We start from the raw sequence: 15080 nt of genomic DNA on the forward strand, positions 1-15080 counted from the left end.
ACCGCTCAGGGCACACCCCTCCTCACGACACGCGAACAGCACGAAGAAGAAGCGGGGACCTAAACCGGCCATCAGTGGTGACCTCGAACTGGCCACCTGTGGGGACTTTTACATGGCCACGGACACCTTTCGGCGAGTGCTTCGGTGAGTGCTTCGGTGAGTGCGGAGGGTGGCCGTCGGTATGTGATGCTGTGAGACAGTGTTGCTGTACGTCTCTGCTGTAGTGCAATAGGTGACGAGCAGATGTCGTAGATCTGATGGCAGGCGGGCGCTGACCTGGGCGGCTTCTGGGATCGCGTCGTTGACCTGCTGCTGCGGCATCCGCTGGTCGTCAACGTTTCGCAGGGCTTTTCACGGCTCGTGTGCCCTGGATGAGCCCCGACCTCTTCCTGATCAAGGTCCCGGAGGTGGTTGTCATGTGGATGCAGTTAGTGCCAACCGTTGTCGGTCTTGCTGGCGTTGTGATCGGGGTGCTTGTTGGCGCCTGGCGGCAATCACTACTTCAGCAGGGTAACTGGCTGCGCGACGACCTGAGGCGCTGGCAGCGGGACCGGAGGGCGTCGTACCTCAAGCTCGTCCGGGCTGACGATGAACTGTACCGTTGTGTGATCCGGGAGTTGCCTGACCCGCCGCCTGGGCAGACAGTAACCGATAGGCGAATAGTAGGTCTTGATGAAGTAATTCCGCCACTCGCTACGGATGAACGTACCGAGCTGCTCCAGGCATTTGACCGCCTCTGGCGTGCGAAGCGCGAAATCGAGCTTCACCATTTGACGGACGACGCACTCTTAGTAGCAACCAACAGGCTCACACTCAAGGACGCCGAACTGGTGAGCCTTACGCTATTCGACTTGGCGCGCCACCCTGAAGAGGCGCAAGAAATAACAATACAAATCCGAGATGCACTGAAGACGCGGCGCGACTTGATTGACCAATTCATGCAGGAAGCACGGATGGCTCTGAACGTCCCGCGTAACCGGGATGCTTAATTCGATTTCGGTTCATCGGGCTTCCCCTGTGTGCGGACCTGCAGCCCAAGTATGGTCAGGGGTGGCAGGGGACGTATCGGCCGTTGGTCTGCCTGACCGCGACCAAGGTATGCAGTCGCGGTAATGCGGAAAGGCGTCCCCCCGGGAGGCGAGGGCCGGGTAGCGCGACCCAGACCCTCGCCGGAGCGATCACTTGATGTCTTGAGCGCCCCGCAGATGTGCGAACGGGTTGAATGCCGATGCTTTCGCCTGCAGCAGGTAGGCCTTCATGTCGCCCCCGTAGAAGGCGTTCGGGTTGGCCATCATGAAGTTTCTGCGGCGCCCGGCGTCCTCGTCGTTGCCGAGTGACAGCAGGTAGTTGATGGAGACGAAGTTACAGAAGCCCTCCACATACGGCTTTTTGGAAAGCTTGTTCTCGTAGAGCCAGATGTGGGTGAGTTCGTGGACCAGGGTCTCCATGAAGGCTGCTTTGCGCATCCCGTTGAGAACGAAGATCGTGTAGCTGGTGAACTTGTTGCCCACTCCCTGAGCCTTGCACAGGCCCAGCAGGGTGCCCTTCTCACCCAGCCCGTGGCCCTCGGCCATGATGACGCTCGCGGGCACCACCTTGACGCTGAAATTCGGGATCTCCTTGGGGAAGTTCTCCTTCTTGCCCTCGAACCACGAACGGATCCAGGCGAGCCCGTCCTTGACGCAGGCTTCGACGTCGAAGGCGGGGCCGGAGGCGCAGAACGCGCACCGGGCGTCGTTCTCAGCCAGCAGCTTGGCTCCCCGCAAGAGGGTCTTGGACTCCACCAGGTAGGCGGGGGTGCAGCAGGCCCGGCATGTCTGCGCGACTGAGCAGGGCTTGCAGAAGGAAAGTTCGGAGAACGTCCACGGACCGAAGATTTGGATCATCGTCGTGGGCTTCACGGTGAATTTGATGATCTCGACGTACTCTTCCTTGCCCACCGTGAGAAGCGTCGTGCGCTCAGGACAACCGTCGCACCACTTCTTGGGATACTTGGTCTCGTCGTCGTGCTCTCTGCAGAGCGGGGCCCTCTCCAGCCCATTCTTCCCGTTGTACTCCCGGATGGGCTGCTCACTGCACATCTTGCATGGCATTGTGTTGGCTTCCATGGTGTACAGCGTCAGAGGGGCCATTTGCCGTCCAATACACGCACAATTTACGGCATGAGCGCAAAGTGGGGATTGAGCGCGCCCCCTGGTCTGGGCCTGAGCTTGCCATCGTGCACCGGCCCATCGGCAACCGCGATCATAACCTCACCCGTATCAACTCTCCCGAATGGTGATCATGCGACTCCCGATGGCACGGCTTGCTCAGGTCCGTCGGCGATTTCGGGGGCTCAGTGTGCGGTGATGCAGCCGCGTCCTTGGCTGTCGGTAAAGCTCACCTTGGTCCATCCAGGTTGGTAGTCACCGCCTCTGCGACGCAGAGTCATCCAAGACCTCCACGCCCAGGGCATGTCCTACGCCCAGATCGCCAAGGAAGCGGGACTGACGCGCGGACGCATCCATCAGATCCGCCACACCGGACCCGCCCCCGAAGGGACGTTCCTCGGCACGGGGACGATCACCTTGGCAACCCCTCTCAAGCAGGAAGCGACCAACGCCCGGCCCGTGGTCGCCATGGAGGATGTCACGGCCGCCAAGCGGCTGGAAGACCTCGCCCGCGGCTTCGACCTGGCGATGGAGCTGGAACACGTCGCCATCGGCGGTGAGATCAACCTCAACCGACCGAACGCGCAGGCGGAGCCTGCGCCTTCTCAGATCGACGTCTGAGCGGAGCGAATTCCTCCAGGGGTCGGGGCTGCGGCCCGGCTGGAAGAAGCGCCTGAGCCCTCAGCGCGAAGCGCCCCTACGAAGACGATTGTGGGCCAAGGAAGAACAGCCCGAGCGACAGCGAGGACCGCTCGGGGCAGGCTGCCACGGCCAACCTGGCTAGGACAGTGTCATCTGGCCCCACTTGACGGTTTGATTTGGCCCCACTTGGCGATCTTCAACGTTATTTGTGACGGCCTGAAGTGGCCCCACCCGAGGGACGGATGGCTGGTGTCGGTTGCAGATGAAGCTGTCGGTGTTCGCGTCGGTGTTCAGGTTGAGTTGTCGGATTCCGTCTTCGATCCCGATCTTGGTGCTACAGAATGGCTGCATGGTCTCGGTAGTGCAGAACGTGGCGATCGACTGTGCAAATGCCTACGAACTCGCCCGGTTCTGGAGCGAGGTAACCGGCTGCCTCATGCATCCCGAGGACAGGCCCGGGGATGAGGAGACGCAGGTTCTGCTCCCGCAGGGACCGCTGCTGCACTTCAACCAGGTGCCGGAGCGCAAGACGGTCAAGAACCGGCTTCACCTCTGTCTGCGTCCGGAGACCTCGCGCGAAGAGGAGGTCGACCGCCTACTGGGGCTGGGCGCTTCCTTCGTCGTCGACCGCCGCAACCCTGATGGCACGGGCTGGGCCGTTCTCGCCGACCCCGAGGGCAACGAGTTCTGTGTCCTCCGCAGCGAGTCCGAGCGGGCCGCGACAACCCCGTGAGGCTGCGCTCCCGACCCTCCTTCGATGACCTTCGGGGATACGCCCTCACCGACAGGAAGACCTGAACGACTCCACTCGAACCCGTTCGGACAGAGGTGTCGTGCCGCCGGTCAGCACGTTTCTTTCCGCCAAGTTCTTCCGGAAGGGGCAGTTGGGGTCTGGTGCCCCGGGGACTGCCGTCCCCGGACCCCTGCCGGGCGAGGGCATGGCCTGCCCGGCGGGCGCGCGGGGTTCTGGGGTTGCAGGGCAGGCCACGCTCCCGCATCGGGGCGGCGGGGTTGAGGAGGTCAGGATTGTCGCGGCGCAACCCGATGATCGTGATGACATTCCCCAGCGAGACGTTCCCGCAGATCCCCGAGTGCGTGCAGGTCGTCCCGGTCGGTCTGGCCGCCTTCTACTGGCAGATGAACGGGCGCACCGGGCGCAACTTTTGCGCCGAGACTATCCGCCCTGCCGCCGCCAAGGCGGCCTGACCAGGTAGTACTCCCGGGACTTACCCATGTCGGCCTGGCGCTTCTCTCGCTACTTCCTCGGCTCCGCTCCCTCGGTCACGGAAGCCCGGCGCTTCATCACTTCACTACTCCGTGACTGGTCAGCGGTCGACGCGGCCGAGCTCATCGTCAGCGAACTGGCCACCAACGCGATACGCCACACCGCCAGCGGACGATTTGGGAGCCGCTTCTTGGTAAGCGTCCAAGCTCATCCAGACCATCTCTGGCTCGGCGTACTCGACGAAGGCGGCCAGTCTTCTCCTCTGGTCTTCAGGCACTCCCCGGATAGCGAAGGCGGTCGCGGGCTCCTTCTCGTCTCCAGCCTGTCGATCGACTGGGGCGTCTGGGGCGATGAACACGGCAGGACCGTGTGGGCCACGCTCAGCACGGGATCGCAGACGGCATCATGCTGATGACCTCCTGCCTGGCGCCTCATCCGCCGCTGCCGCAGTCGGCGAGCGTACGACTTGAATGGCTGCCCCCTCGCGACGATCGTCGATGCCGAGTAATCGCCTGGACGTGCGACTGCCGCGCCATCTACTACGAACTCTGCCAGTCCGGCGGGCTGGGCTTCGTTCGGCGTGTCATCCAGGGAGAGGAGAATGTCGTCGCTGAGACTCACCATGTACAACTCACGGAAGCCCACCTTCTGTGGGCCGCCCTGCTTACCGGGCTGGCACGGTGAGCCCGCGAGGTGTGCCCAACCGACGGTCCGCCATTCGCCCCGTCAGCCGAACTGGCAAGTCCCATCTGCCGGCATGAGGAGAAGTGACGAACGTGCGCCTGGCCCTCGCCACGGAAGCAGCCAGCGCCGACCGCGCCAACGAGGACTTTGTCGGTGCCATCCCTAACGGCGTAGTCGTCCTGGACGGTGCCGGCTACCCTCCAGATCTTCAGACGGGATGCCATCACAGCGTGGCGTGGTACACGCGCACACTCGGCACTTCCTTGCTCGGCGCACTCGGGACCGAGGACGGCTCGTTGACCGACGCGCTGGCCCAGAGCATCAAGGCCGTGGCGTCACTGCACTCGTCAACCTGCGACCTCGCACATCCGGGATCACCCTCGGCAACCGTGGTCGCGCTCCGCCGCACGAACACAGCTCTGGAGTGGCTGGTCCTGTCCGACTCGGTGCTCGTACTGGATGTGGACGCGGCAGCAGAACCGATCGTGATCACCGACGAACGCCTGGACGATGTCGCCGCGGACCTGCGGACACACCTCACATATCACCCCTCCCCTTCCAAGGCGCATGGGAAGGAGCGGCATCGATTCCAAGAAGCCCTGCTCCAACACCGGAACAAGGAAGACGGCTACTGGGTGGCCTCTACCGACCCGCTGGCAGCCGAACACGCTCTCACAGGAACCGTGCCGATCCACTCAGTAAGAGCCGCGGCGCTGCTCAGCGACGGGGCGTCACGACTCGTCGACCTCTGCCAACTCGCCACCCGGCGACAGCTCATGGACATCCTGGCTGCCGACGACCCAGACGAACTGATCAACCAGGTACGTAAGGCCGAGCGCACCGACCCAGACGGCTCCCGGTGGCCGCGGAGCAAGGCTCACGACGATGCCACGGCCGCGTACTGGCGGTTCTGACACACCGCGCCGATCGGGCGTGGTCAATGATCCCGCGCGGTGCCCTTTCGCACGCCGAGTCCCATCCGCAGCTTCTAGGAAGATCGAAAACCTAGACGTCTGACCTGGGAGCCGCAGAGCCGGCAAGCACTCTCCAGCTCACCCCATATAGCGGCCACGTGGAACGCGCAGGCGAAGCCTGCGCCTTCTCTGATAGACGTCTGAGCGAAGCGAAGTCCTCCAGGGGTCGGGGCTGCGGCCCGACTGGAAGGAGCACCTTTGCCTCCTCAGCGCGAAGCGCCCCATTGCGAAGACCGTTGTACGCCGAAGGCGCCTCAGGGAGAACAGCCCGAGCGACAGCGAGGACCGCTCGGGGCGGGCTGCCACGGTCAACCACCCAGACGGGCAAGGGTGGGTGGCACACGGCCCACCTACACAAGGATGTGGTGAAGCCTTGGAGACTCGAACTCCTGACTTCCTGCTTGCAAACGGCCGAATCTTCAGGGAAATAGCCCTGACCTGGGCGGCGGGCAGTCCGCGAGTGACCGTGATTGACCTCTGCTGATCACCCTTTATGGCACGCCCAGGGGACGACGATCACCCCGCGACGTGGTCTATCGACTAATCATTGCCCTGTTTGGCTTGTCTTCGGTCGGCTTGTTCGCGGGTCGGAGAAGTGAGCGCTTCAGATGGTGATGATCTCCAGGGTTGGCCCGACGGCAGCGATGTCGCCGGGGTCGGAAGTGATCACAGCTTGGCCATGGTCCTCTGCGCAAAGTGCCACGGATACGTCGATGACGTCGGGGTGGCCGCACCGGCCGATGCGTACGCCGATGCGCTGCGCTATATCGAGTGTCAATCCCTCGACCTCGACGGAGCGCAGGAGACGTGCGAGGCGTGCCTGCTTGGGGCCACCGCGCCATACCTGGCCCACCACGGCGATGGGGACACGCACCTCCAACCCATCATCGAGGGCCCGCTTCAAGAGCCTGAAGATCCGCTCGTCGCTACGTTCGACAGCGATCAACGCCCCGGCGTCCAACGTGTAGCCGGTCATGCGGCAGAGGCGGAGTCGCCGTAGTTCTTGGCCGCTGCGGTGTGAGCCTTGGCTACTGCCTCATTCACCCAGGTCTGCTCTTCGGCCGTCGGCGGACCGACCTCGACGCTCCACTCTTCGAGAAGTTCGCGAAGTTCCTCGCGCTTGCGGTCGCGGTCGAGAGATTGGGCGATGAGCCCGGACACGGACTCGGCGGATCCCTGCTCGATCTTCGCCTGTACCCATGCGTAGGTCTCGTCGGGGAGACTGATCCCAATCTTCTTCGTCATGTGCCTCATTGTATCCGGCCGGTCATACCGAAGTCATACCGGATGAGTGTGGCGGTGTCCGCTCAGGCAGACATGCTTTGGGCGCAGATAGCGGGCTGAGCGCATGAGTGAGGTGTTCCGAGGGCCGCGACAATGACCTGGCGACAGGCCGGAGACTTCCTCGGCCACCGGGCGCCTTCCAGACTCATCCATGAAGTTCGCATGGCCGAGCAGTCCGACCCGAACCGTTTCCGCTGGCCACACGGCAAGACCTTCGACGACACGACAGCCCTCACCGACGACCAGGTACGCCGAGAGCACGCGGCCCGCCTGGTTAAGGCCTTGCGTGTCGAGCCATGCTCGTCCACCTGTGAACAGAGGTCAGCCGGCCGAGAGGAGGTCGATGATGCGCAAGGTCTGGGTCTCCTCGTCACGGGTTCAAGAAGAGGCTCCAACAGCGGGCCGTCGCGAAGACCGTTCAGCTCGTAGAGGGCGCGCCCGTGGAAGCCATCGAACTTGTAGCTCACACCCGGCTCTCCCACTCCGGCGGGGTGTAGCGGGTGAACATCTCTGTACGGTTCTGGAGAGCGTCCTGGAAGGCCTCCTCATAGCCCGGGCGGGCGTAAGCGATCGCACGCAGGCGCCACTGACGCAACAGCGTCTGCACCTGCTCGAAGCGGGCCAAGTCGTACGCGGCCGCCAAAGCCTCGTCATACTCCGCCCGAAACCGAGCACCGTGCGACGGCGGAAGCGCCTCGAAGATCGCGGCCGGATCCTCACCTGGATCACGGCGCGCAACGGGCTCCACAGGCTGAGCGGTCACACCGACCAACCTATCTTTCCAAGTATGAAAGCACGCCATCATGCTCTCTCAGTCACCCCCGCTAACGGTAGGAGCAGACCAGATCTCCATTGGCCAGCGGCAGAACAAAGCTCAAGCGTCTGACCTGGGAGCCGCAGAGCCAGCAGGCACTTTCCGGCTAACCGTCATAACGGCCACGTAGAAGGCGCAGGCGAAGCCTGCGCTCAAGAAGATAAGACGTCTGAGCGAAGCGAAGTCCTCCAGGGGTCGGGGCTGCGGCCCGACTGGAAGAAGCGCCTGAGCCCCCAGCGCGAAGCGCCCCTACGAAGACGATTGTGGGCCAAGGAAGAACAGCCCGAGCGATAGCGAGGACCGCTCGGGGCGGGCTGCCACGGCCAACCACCCAGACGGGCAACGGGTGGGCGGCACACGACCCACCTACACGAACGAACGAAGGAAGTGGTGGAGCCTAGGAGATTCGAACTCCTGACTTCCTGCTTGCAAAGAATAATCGGCTTAATTGCCCACCTGCACATACAAGCATCGCCGCAGGTCAGATTATCAATCCTTATCAGCCAGCACCAAGCAACGTAGATTCTTCACACGGATCCATCGCGAATCCATCGCGAACGCAAACGAAGATCCCCGATGGGCACGGAGCGTACCCATCGCTTCGCGCGGCGGGCCGAGGCGCCAGCGCGGCGATGAATACGACGGCCGATCGACCGTCACCACCCAATCGGAATACCTCTTTCCGTTCCGACGTCCAGCACGCATCATGTGACGGCACCGTCACGGACGCCGACGGAGAAACGCTCGCACCACGAAAGCAGCGAGGAGGGGGACGCACCATCAACAGCACGACGGCACGACACGCGCCGAACATGTGGCCGACGATCCCACGCGACGAAGCTGCCCAGCTCGCCGTTCTGGAGCAGACCTACCCTCGCTGGCGAATACGGAAGCGGCCGACCGGCATGTGGACCGCCACCCGCGTCGTCGCGCCCACGGCGTCCCAGGCCGCGGCCGGCTTGCAGAGCTACCTTCTGCTGCCCACCCTGGACGATCTGGCGGCGGCCCTGTGCGGGCAGTTCCTCATCGCCCAAACGGTCAGGTAGCGTCCGGGCGGTCCTGTGGCCAGTCCTCGGCCGGCCGGACGAACGTCCCGATGCTCGACACCTGCCGGACATACCCCTGCTCCTCCAACGAGTTGAGCGAGTGTCTGGCGGTGTTCTGGCTGACGCCGAACTCCTGCGTCAGCGACCTGATGCCGGGCACCTTGGCCCGCGGCTGGTAGGTGCCGTCCAGGATGCGCCCTTTGATGATCTCCATGACTTGACGCCACTTGTGCTCATCCGGCACCAATTCGATCATGGAACTGAACGTAGTGCGACCAGTCGGCCCCCCTCGCGCCGGGATTCGCCCAGGCGCGCCAAGGCGTGTCCATGCGCGACTAGGTGCGACCAGGCGCGCCTATTGCGCAGAGATGATAAAGAAGAGGACGTGGCGGCGGGGTGGCCACCCAGCGCGGGTTGCTGTCGGGCCCCGCCGTCACGCCTCACACCTGGATACGTGGCCGGGCCACGATCCGGATGCGCGGAGTGCCCTCCGGGTCGTCGACTACACGCCGGACAAGCGCGCCTAGTGCTCGCGACCAGGGCCCCTATCAGCAGGATCCACCCCCAGGCGGACCCTATCCACCCAGATAGGGAAATCTCTCATACTTTGAGATTGCATGCACTTGACAAATAACCGATCGTCAAGGTGCCAGAAGTGGCAAAGGGAACGACCCACCAATCGTGAAGCTACGTCGCGTTTGATGCCGTCCCGGTAGAGTCCGCTCCCCCGAGGCGGATGGGGCTCAGCCCGACAGGTGGGGTTCTTTACACCGGATGGGATTCCAGGCCAGTTTCAGGACGAGGCCGGCGCCGCTAGCCTCAGCCCCGATGGATCGACGGCCACGCGGGTCATGCCTCCATCACGCACAGGGCGGCCCCGTCGCCTGCAGAAGGCGGCGGGGCCGATCGTGTCTGCTGGGTCACGTGCGCTTCTTGTTGGATGGCCAGACCTGGTGGAGGGGATCCCACCACACGACGTGGAAGCAGTTGCCGTAGAGGAAGCCATACAGGCGCGGTTCCCCCTCCAGCCGGAGCGCCCAGACCTTCGTCATGTCGGACAGGCCAAGCTCGATCAGCCGCTCACGGGATTTCGGCGTGGGGAGCGCCTCGACGTCGTAGTCCTTGCCTGGGTAGCCGCCGTTGTTGAACAGTTCGTTGATGGTCATGGATTCGAACTGCGCGAGACGTTCCATGATCCAGCAGAGGGTCGGCCCGTCCACCTTGTCGAACCCCCAGGGTCCGTCATGGTCGACGTGGCGGAACCGCCACGAGATGCGCTTGTCGGAGCTCTCCGCGTCGGGCAGCACAGAACGAGGCGAGATGAACTGCTTGTCCCGGTGCTGCGGTACGGCGTGCTTGGCGGAGAGCTTCTTGTTAGAGCTCTTCGCCATCGGCGGTCACCAGGGCGCCGAAGAACTCCTCGAAGTCCGAGTCGCACAGCTCCTCGGTGCTGCGGTCTAGCGGCCCTACGTGGGCGCGTTGGCGAGCAGCTGCCCACGGCAGTTCGCCGTGAGTCATCTGGGAAAGGTCGTGCGCCGACCTGGTCCCGAGCCCTGCGAGGACGAGATCGATCGACTCGATTTCGCCGGCGTCGAGTTGGCTGGGGTCGCCTTTGATCTCGCCCTTGTTGAGTTGGAATCGGCCGCGGTGCTTTGCGTACAACTCGGGGCAGACGGGTCCGTTCGCCCACGCCTGGAAGCGTTCGGGGAACAGCGCCCGGCTTTCCCACGCGAGGTGGTAGCCGTAGGCGTAGTAGCAGAGCTTCTGCAGCTTCATGGCCGTCATGGGGCCGAGCTTGTTGAGGATGTACGCGGCTACGTCTTGGACGTGCGCCATGCCGACTCCCCTCACGAGCTCACCGTATCTCTTACCCTGTTCAGCGCTCGGGATTGCATGCCGATTCCCATACCAGTGTGGACGTGGACAGATCACACCAAAAGAGCAAACTAGAAACTGCGTTCTAGTTGTTGTGGGAGGTGCGATCAGGCAACCTTGCCACCACACGACGACCTCTCGCAGCATCTCTGCCGACATGCCCGGCGGTCGAGCCTTACTGGTCGCCGTCTTCGCTTTGCGCGGCCTGGAGCTTCTCGGCGGCACCCTCAAGCACGTAGCTTCCGGTGCCTGACTCCGTCTCCACCAGGCCCGCCTCGCGTAGAGCTCTGTGCACCTTCTGGGCGATGGTGTTGGACATGCCGAACGCCTGAATCAGCTCGTGGACAGTCGGCACCCTGTCACCGGGCGCCAGCTCGCCCGTGCGGATCTGGTCGCAAATGACCGCGTACGCCTGCCGCCATTTCGATCTGCTCGGGTGCATGCGATCAAGGATCGTAGGGCGTATCAGGGTATACATAGGGACACTTAGATGCACGACGATGCACGTAGACATGGTTTAAGACACCTTGACGTGGCAGACTCCTCCTAGCCCCAAATACAGAGGGCCCGCCAGGCGTTCGCGCGCCGGACGGGCCCATCGGACGACGGAGGTCCGACTTATGCATCACCCTACGAGCCCAACCGGGCCGGCGGATACACCTTCCGCCGCACCCGCGATCCTCGGCCACGTCACCTGGCGCGACGACGTCGGCCTGCTCGAACCGGTCGGCCCGCCCTCGCCCTGCACGGACTGTGGCATCCCCGTCGTACGCCTGGCGACCGGCGCTATCCGCTCGACTGAGCGCGACATGGAGATCGACCGAGTGGCCTGCGAGGTCGCCGCCGACGGCTACCACCATCTCCCGGACGTACTGTGATCGTCTCTGACGACTACGTGCTTGGGGAACCGTGGGGATACGGATGGCCGCACGTCGTCTCTTTGCGTCAGAACGGTGACGGTCTGATCCCTGGCCGTGCGGCGAGGGCCCTATGCGGCGGGATCACGCGGACTATGAATTTCTCTGGCGTCTTCCAGTGGTGGCACAGGAGCGAAACGGTCTGCGCTGAGTGCAAGGAAGCTGCCGCAGGCGTCCCACGGCGGCAAAGTCCGCGCCCTTAGACAGCCCGGCCTTCGCTGCCTGGAGGGGGAGGCGAGGGCCGGGCCTCTCACTTCGCTGAGCGCCGTCAAGGCGCTGCGCTGTTCTCGCCCTTCTCGGTGGTGTCCGCGTCCCGCTTGGGCCCCTTGGTGTGTCGCCCCTTCCTCAGGAGCAAAGCGCTGGCTGCTTCGTCCAGCGGGTAGGTCGCCGGGCGCTGGCCGGGGATCTCCTTGCCCCTGAGGAGCCTGCGAATCTGCTGCACTCCCACTGGCTTCTTGGCCAAGTATTCGGCGAGTTGGCCGGCCGTGGCCGTGGGTGCGGCTTGTCCATCTGGCACGTCTGGCGGCTGTTCATGGTCGACTGTCTCGTCGCCCGGTTCGTCAGCAGTGATCTCGTCGGGGGCAAGAAGCCGTTTGCGGACCAATGTCAGCCACTGCTCAATACGCAGATCGATCAGGTCGTGGACCCGGTTCGCGACTCGGGCCTGGACGACTTCGTCGAGCTTCTCTTCGAACTTCTCCTTGAACAGGAGATCGAAGCGCTGATCGAAGCGCTCACGGAAGTCGGCGCCATCCGCCCAGGTGTTGGCCCACACCGTGAATAGATGATCAAACCAGTGCTCGACCCAGGTGTCGAAGCCCTTCTTGAGCTCCCCGTCCTGCCACGCCCCGATGCGGTCCTTGAACCGTGAGTCGAATCGGGCAACGAACTGGGTGTCGAACCCTTCCTGGAAGCGGCTGTCCACCCTGTCGGCCCATTCCGGCATCCGCTGACCTAACTCAGCCTTGAGTAGTTCCCCGAACCGCTCGGCGATCCATTGATCGAACCGGGCGTGGAACCACTCCTCGAATTGCTCTTCTGTCCACCGTGCCCTGAACCCCATGCAGCGCCCTCGCCAAGAGCAGGAGAAATGGATCAGTCAAGTGGACGATACGAAGGAACATGCAGGGCGGATAGAAGGCGATCAGGCACCATTGGGTCTCTCTGGAGAGACAGAAGCCGACCGTTGACTTGACGCCTTGTGCGTTCCACGCGGAAAACGTGTGGGGCTGCCGCGTTTGTGGGTACACGTGTTCGGGGCGGAGTAGGCTCGGAAATGACGAAACCCCGGCGACCAGGCCGGGGTCCGTCGAAGCTCCGAGAGATTCCAGAACCTCACTCCAAGAATCATCGTACAAGACGCTTGCGCGATGTGCTGCCCCCCATGGCGAATGGTCTGTGGTCTCTCGGACACCTGCGAGAGATCGGAGAGTGTCGTTGAGCGAGCCTCAACAGCAAGACCCGCCAGCGTCTGCGTTATTCGCCATCCGCTACTCCTACGACTGGCTGCGCACCTGGCGGTATGTGGTCGTCCAGCCCTCGGTGAAGCACGTCGGCCTCGCCGCCGCGACGTTCAGCAACAAGCGCGGCCTACAGGTGTTCCCCGGCGTTAAGCGGCTCATGGCGATCACCGGGCATTCTAAGCCCAGCGTGATCGACGCGCTGGCCACCATGCGATACCTCGGCTTCCTGTGGCGCAGATCATGCGGGCAGGGATCGGAGAGCGGCCACGCCGACGAATACCAGCTCTGCCTGCCTCGGTCGCAGGAGCATCTGCCGATGGTCGACGCCAAGAGCGGCAAGGAGCCTACGCTCCACTCGCTGCCGCCGATCGCGCAGCAGACCGCGGTCCGTCTCGGCGTCGCCGCGAGGCTCGCCAAGAGGGGTGGTCAAATGAGCCAACCAGGGTGGTCAAATGAGATAACCACCCTGGTTGGCTCAGTTAACCACTGGTGGTTGTCTCAGTTGACCCCACCTACACATCTCACCTACGGATCCACCAACACAGATCATCACCATTCCGATCGACACGATCGGCCCGACGCTGGCGCGTCAGGGCGCAAATACGACTTCAACGACGAGGACGACTGCTACGACTACGTCTGCGATCACGTCGGAGACATCGACCCCATGGAGTCATCGACGGTAGATGGGATGCTCTCAGGTGGAGTCCATCCGAAGGCGATCGTGAACACGATCCTGGCTCGTCGCGAAACCGACGCCGCCTGAGACGCAATGAGCCCCGACGCGAGGTCGCGTCGGGGCTCACTTTTCCTAGCGGAACCTGACCCTTTGGGCTAACTCAGCGAGGCGTCGAGATACTCCTGCACTGGGCCGTAGAACGGGAACGGCACCAGCTCGCCGACGCGGGCCTTGTCGCACCACTCCACCTCCGCCAGTTCGTCTGCATCGGCCACAAGGGCGGTTCCGCTGTGGACCTCGCACACGACGTAGATCATGCGGCGGCCGGTGGCCGGGTGGATCCGCTCGCCTAGGTTCTTGACTGCCTCAACTCCAAGGCCGACCTCTTCGAGGGTCTCGCGCACCGCGGCCTGCTCACCGGACTCGCCAGGCTCGACAACGCCGGCGGGGAATTGCCACGACAGTTCGCCCTCTCGAACGCGTCTGCGAGCGAGCAAGACACGGCCGTCCTGAACGATGATGGCGGCGGCGATGGCCGGTCGGCCCTCAAGCTGATCGCTCACGTGGGTCTTCCTTTTCGAGGGCTTCCAGTATCGGGCGAAAGATCAGGTGGGACGGGATGAACTTCGTGACTTCTCTGCAGCGCGCCCAGACAACGCTCACGTTCTCGTCTGCGTCTCTATTCTCTGCCTCACCCGCAAGGTGATCGCAGAGGTAGTACTCGCACCATACGCCGGTCCCAGGGTGCAGTCGCCTCCCGAGGTATTGGCGAACCGAGCAGTGAACCCCTGTCTCCGCGAGTGTTTCCCGTACGGCCACGACACTGGCTGCGGCGCCAGGCTTCACAACGCCCGCGGGGAATTGCCATGTGATGGTGTCCGAGTCGGCTGCACGCCGGCACACCAACAGAGCTTCATCGCCTCGGATCACTACGGCGATCGCAACAGTAAGAGGGACGACGGGCGGCCCTTCCCCGTGTCCCTCCTCGCTGGCCGCCAACTGATGCATGAAGCGAGCGCGAACTGCATCCGAAGCGTCCTCGTAGGCGGAGTCCAGGGCACGCTGCGCGCTGGCTGAGAGCGAGTGGTCGGCTTTGTCTGCATGCCAGCTCGCCACAGTGCGCCTGCCGACGCGGAGGGCCTCGGCGAACTCTTCGTAGGTCATCCGCAGTGCAGCTTGGAGCGCGCTTGCGCGTCGACCGGTCCACTGGTCTACAACGTCCATGTGCGGTTCCCTCGATGGGCCGTACAGGGCTGGGCGTGCTCCAGGATCGTAACCCGACCGAGGACTGCACCCATAGTGCTTCGACAAACACAATAACTGCACT

Annotated in this window: 20 protein-coding genes; 9 read left to right on the forward strand and 11 right to left on the reverse strand. The window is 63.5% G+C overall.

Annotated features, from left to right (window positions below; all coding sequences use genetic code 11):
- The first annotated feature begins 371 nt into the window (after positions 1 to 371).
- Entirely contained in the window at positions 372 to 989 is a 618-nt protein-coding gene (locus KME78_RS47205; RefSeq protein WP_219536520.1) for a hypothetical protein, read from the forward strand.
- A 189-nt stretch (positions 990 to 1178) separates the two neighbouring features.
- On the opposite strand, the gene KME78_RS47210 is transcribed toward KME78_RS47205, so the two are convergent.
- Complete coding sequence (locus KME78_RS47210) at positions 1179 to 2108, reverse strand: hypothetical protein (protein WP_219536521.1); 930 nt, start codon at positions 2106 to 2108, stop codon at positions 1179 to 1181.
- A gap of 306 nt (positions 2109 to 2414) precedes the next feature.
- On the opposite strand from KME78_RS47210, the gene KME78_RS47215 reads away from it, so the two are divergent.
- The 5 genes from KME78_RS47215 to KME78_RS47235 all read left to right on the forward strand — a co-directional run bounded on the left by KME78_RS47215 (position 2415) and on the right by KME78_RS47235 (position 5615).
- Positions 2415 to 2771: a sigma factor-like helix-turn-helix DNA-binding protein gene (locus tag KME78_RS47215; protein WP_281429084.1), complete on the forward strand. Its 357-nt coding sequence runs from the start codon at positions 2415 to 2417 to the stop codon at positions 2769 to 2771.
- 370 nt (positions 2772 to 3141) lie between these two features.
- A complete protein-coding gene (locus KME78_RS47220; protein ID WP_219536522.1) occupies positions 3142 to 3525 on the forward strand; it encodes a VOC family protein in 384 nt (127 codons plus the stop codon).
- Positions 3526 to 3845: 320 nt separating this feature from the next.
- Entirely contained in the window at positions 3846 to 3998 is a 153-nt protein-coding gene (locus KME78_RS47225; RefSeq protein WP_219536523.1) for a hypothetical protein, read from the forward strand.
- A gap of 26 nt (positions 3999 to 4024) precedes the next feature.
- Entirely contained in the window at positions 4025 to 4429 is a 405-nt protein-coding gene (locus KME78_RS47230) for an ATP-binding protein (protein ID WP_219536524.1), read from the forward strand.
- Positions 4430 to 4784: 355 nt separating this feature from the next.
- Positions 4785 to 5615: an integrase gene (locus KME78_RS47235; protein ID WP_308127407.1), complete on the forward strand. Its 831-nt coding sequence runs from the start codon at positions 4785 to 4787 to the stop codon at positions 5613 to 5615.
- A 664-nt stretch (positions 5616 to 6279) separates the two neighbouring features.
- Here the strand turns inward: KME78_RS47235 and KME78_RS47240 are convergent.
- The 3 genes from KME78_RS47240 to KME78_RS47250 form a co-directional block, all read right to left on the reverse strand.
- On the reverse strand, positions 6280 to 6651 hold the full coding sequence (locus KME78_RS47240) for a PIN domain-containing protein (RefSeq protein WP_219536525.1): 372 nt from the start codon (positions 6649 to 6651) through the stop codon (positions 6280 to 6282).
- On the reverse strand, positions 6648 to 6920 hold the full coding sequence (locus KME78_RS47245; protein WP_219536526.1) for a hypothetical protein: 273 nt from the start codon (positions 6918 to 6920) through the stop codon (positions 6648 to 6650). The genes KME78_RS47240 and KME78_RS47245 overlap by 4 nt, the downstream gene beginning before the upstream one ends.
- A gap of 502 nt (positions 6921 to 7422) precedes the next feature.
- Entirely contained in the window at positions 7423 to 7722 is a 300-nt protein-coding gene (locus KME78_RS47250) for a DUF6247 family protein (RefSeq protein ID WP_219536527.1), read from the reverse strand.
- A gap of 863 nt (positions 7723 to 8585) precedes the next feature.
- On the opposite strand from KME78_RS47250, the gene KME78_RS47255 reads away from it, so the two are divergent.
- On the forward strand, positions 8586 to 8819 hold the full coding sequence (locus KME78_RS47255) for a hypothetical protein (protein ID WP_219536528.1): 234 nt from the start codon (positions 8586 to 8588) through the stop codon (positions 8817 to 8819).
- Here the strand turns inward: KME78_RS47255 and KME78_RS47260 are convergent.
- From KME78_RS47260 to KME78_RS47275, 4 genes are all read right to left on the reverse strand, one after another.
- Positions 8812 to 9075 (reverse strand): winged helix-turn-helix domain-containing protein, encoded by a 264-nt coding sequence (locus KME78_RS47260; protein ID WP_219536529.1) that lies wholly within the window; start codon positions 9073 to 9075, stop codon positions 8812 to 8814. The two genes, KME78_RS47255 and KME78_RS47260, sit on opposite strands and share 8 nt — an antisense overlap.
- 664 nt (positions 9076 to 9739) lie before the next feature.
- Positions 9740 to 10210: a hypothetical protein gene (locus KME78_RS47265; RefSeq protein ID WP_219536530.1), complete on the reverse strand. Its 471-nt coding sequence runs from the start codon at positions 10208 to 10210 to the stop codon at positions 9740 to 9742.
- Positions 10194 to 10655, reverse strand: a complete 462-nt coding sequence (locus KME78_RS47270; RefSeq protein ID WP_219536531.1) for a Panacea domain-containing protein — start codon at positions 10653 to 10655, stop codon at positions 10194 to 10196. Before KME78_RS47270 ends, KME78_RS47265 begins: the two co-directional genes overlap by 17 nt.
- Before the next feature lie 214 nt (positions 10656 to 10869).
- Complete coding sequence (locus KME78_RS47275) at positions 10870 to 11136, reverse strand: GntR family transcriptional regulator (RefSeq protein ID WP_219536532.1); 267 nt, start codon at positions 11134 to 11136, stop codon at positions 10870 to 10872.
- A gap of 178 nt (positions 11137 to 11314) precedes the next feature.
- Between KME78_RS47275 and KME78_RS47280 the strand changes: the two genes are divergently transcribed.
- Positions 11315 to 11572, forward strand: a complete 258-nt coding sequence (locus KME78_RS47280) for a hypothetical protein (RefSeq protein ID WP_219536533.1) — start codon at positions 11315 to 11317, stop codon at positions 11570 to 11572.
- A gap of 307 nt (positions 11573 to 11879) precedes the next feature.
- Here the strand turns inward: KME78_RS47280 and KME78_RS47285 are convergent, their stop codons facing one another.
- Positions 11880 to 12674, reverse strand: coding sequence for a hypothetical protein (locus tag KME78_RS47285; protein ID WP_219536534.1), 795 nt, complete (start codon positions 12672 to 12674; stop codon positions 11880 to 11882).
- A gap of 374 nt (positions 12675 to 13048) precedes the next feature.
- On the opposite strand from KME78_RS47285, the gene KME78_RS47290 reads away from it, so the two are divergent.
- Entirely contained in the window at positions 13049 to 13840 is a 792-nt protein-coding gene (locus KME78_RS47290) for a hypothetical protein (RefSeq protein ID WP_219536535.1), read from the forward strand.
- 68 nt (positions 13841 to 13908) lie between these two features.
- Here the strand turns inward: KME78_RS47290 and KME78_RS47295 are convergent, their stop codons facing one another.
- Positions 13909 to 14316: an NUDIX hydrolase gene (locus KME78_RS47295; RefSeq protein ID WP_219536536.1), complete on the reverse strand. Its 408-nt coding sequence runs from the start codon at positions 14314 to 14316 to the stop codon at positions 13909 to 13911.
- A complete protein-coding gene (locus KME78_RS47300; protein ID WP_219536537.1) occupies positions 14300 to 14977 on the reverse strand; it encodes an NUDIX hydrolase in 678 nt (225 codons plus the stop codon). Before KME78_RS47300 ends, KME78_RS47295 begins: the two co-directional genes overlap by 17 nt.
- Positions 14978 to 15080 lie beyond the last annotated feature (103 nt).

This window comes from Nonomuraea guangzhouensis, assembly GCF_019396345.1.
Taxonomy (GTDB): Bacteria; Actinomycetota; Actinomycetes; order Streptosporangiales; family Streptosporangiaceae; genus Nonomuraea; species Nonomuraea guangzhouensis.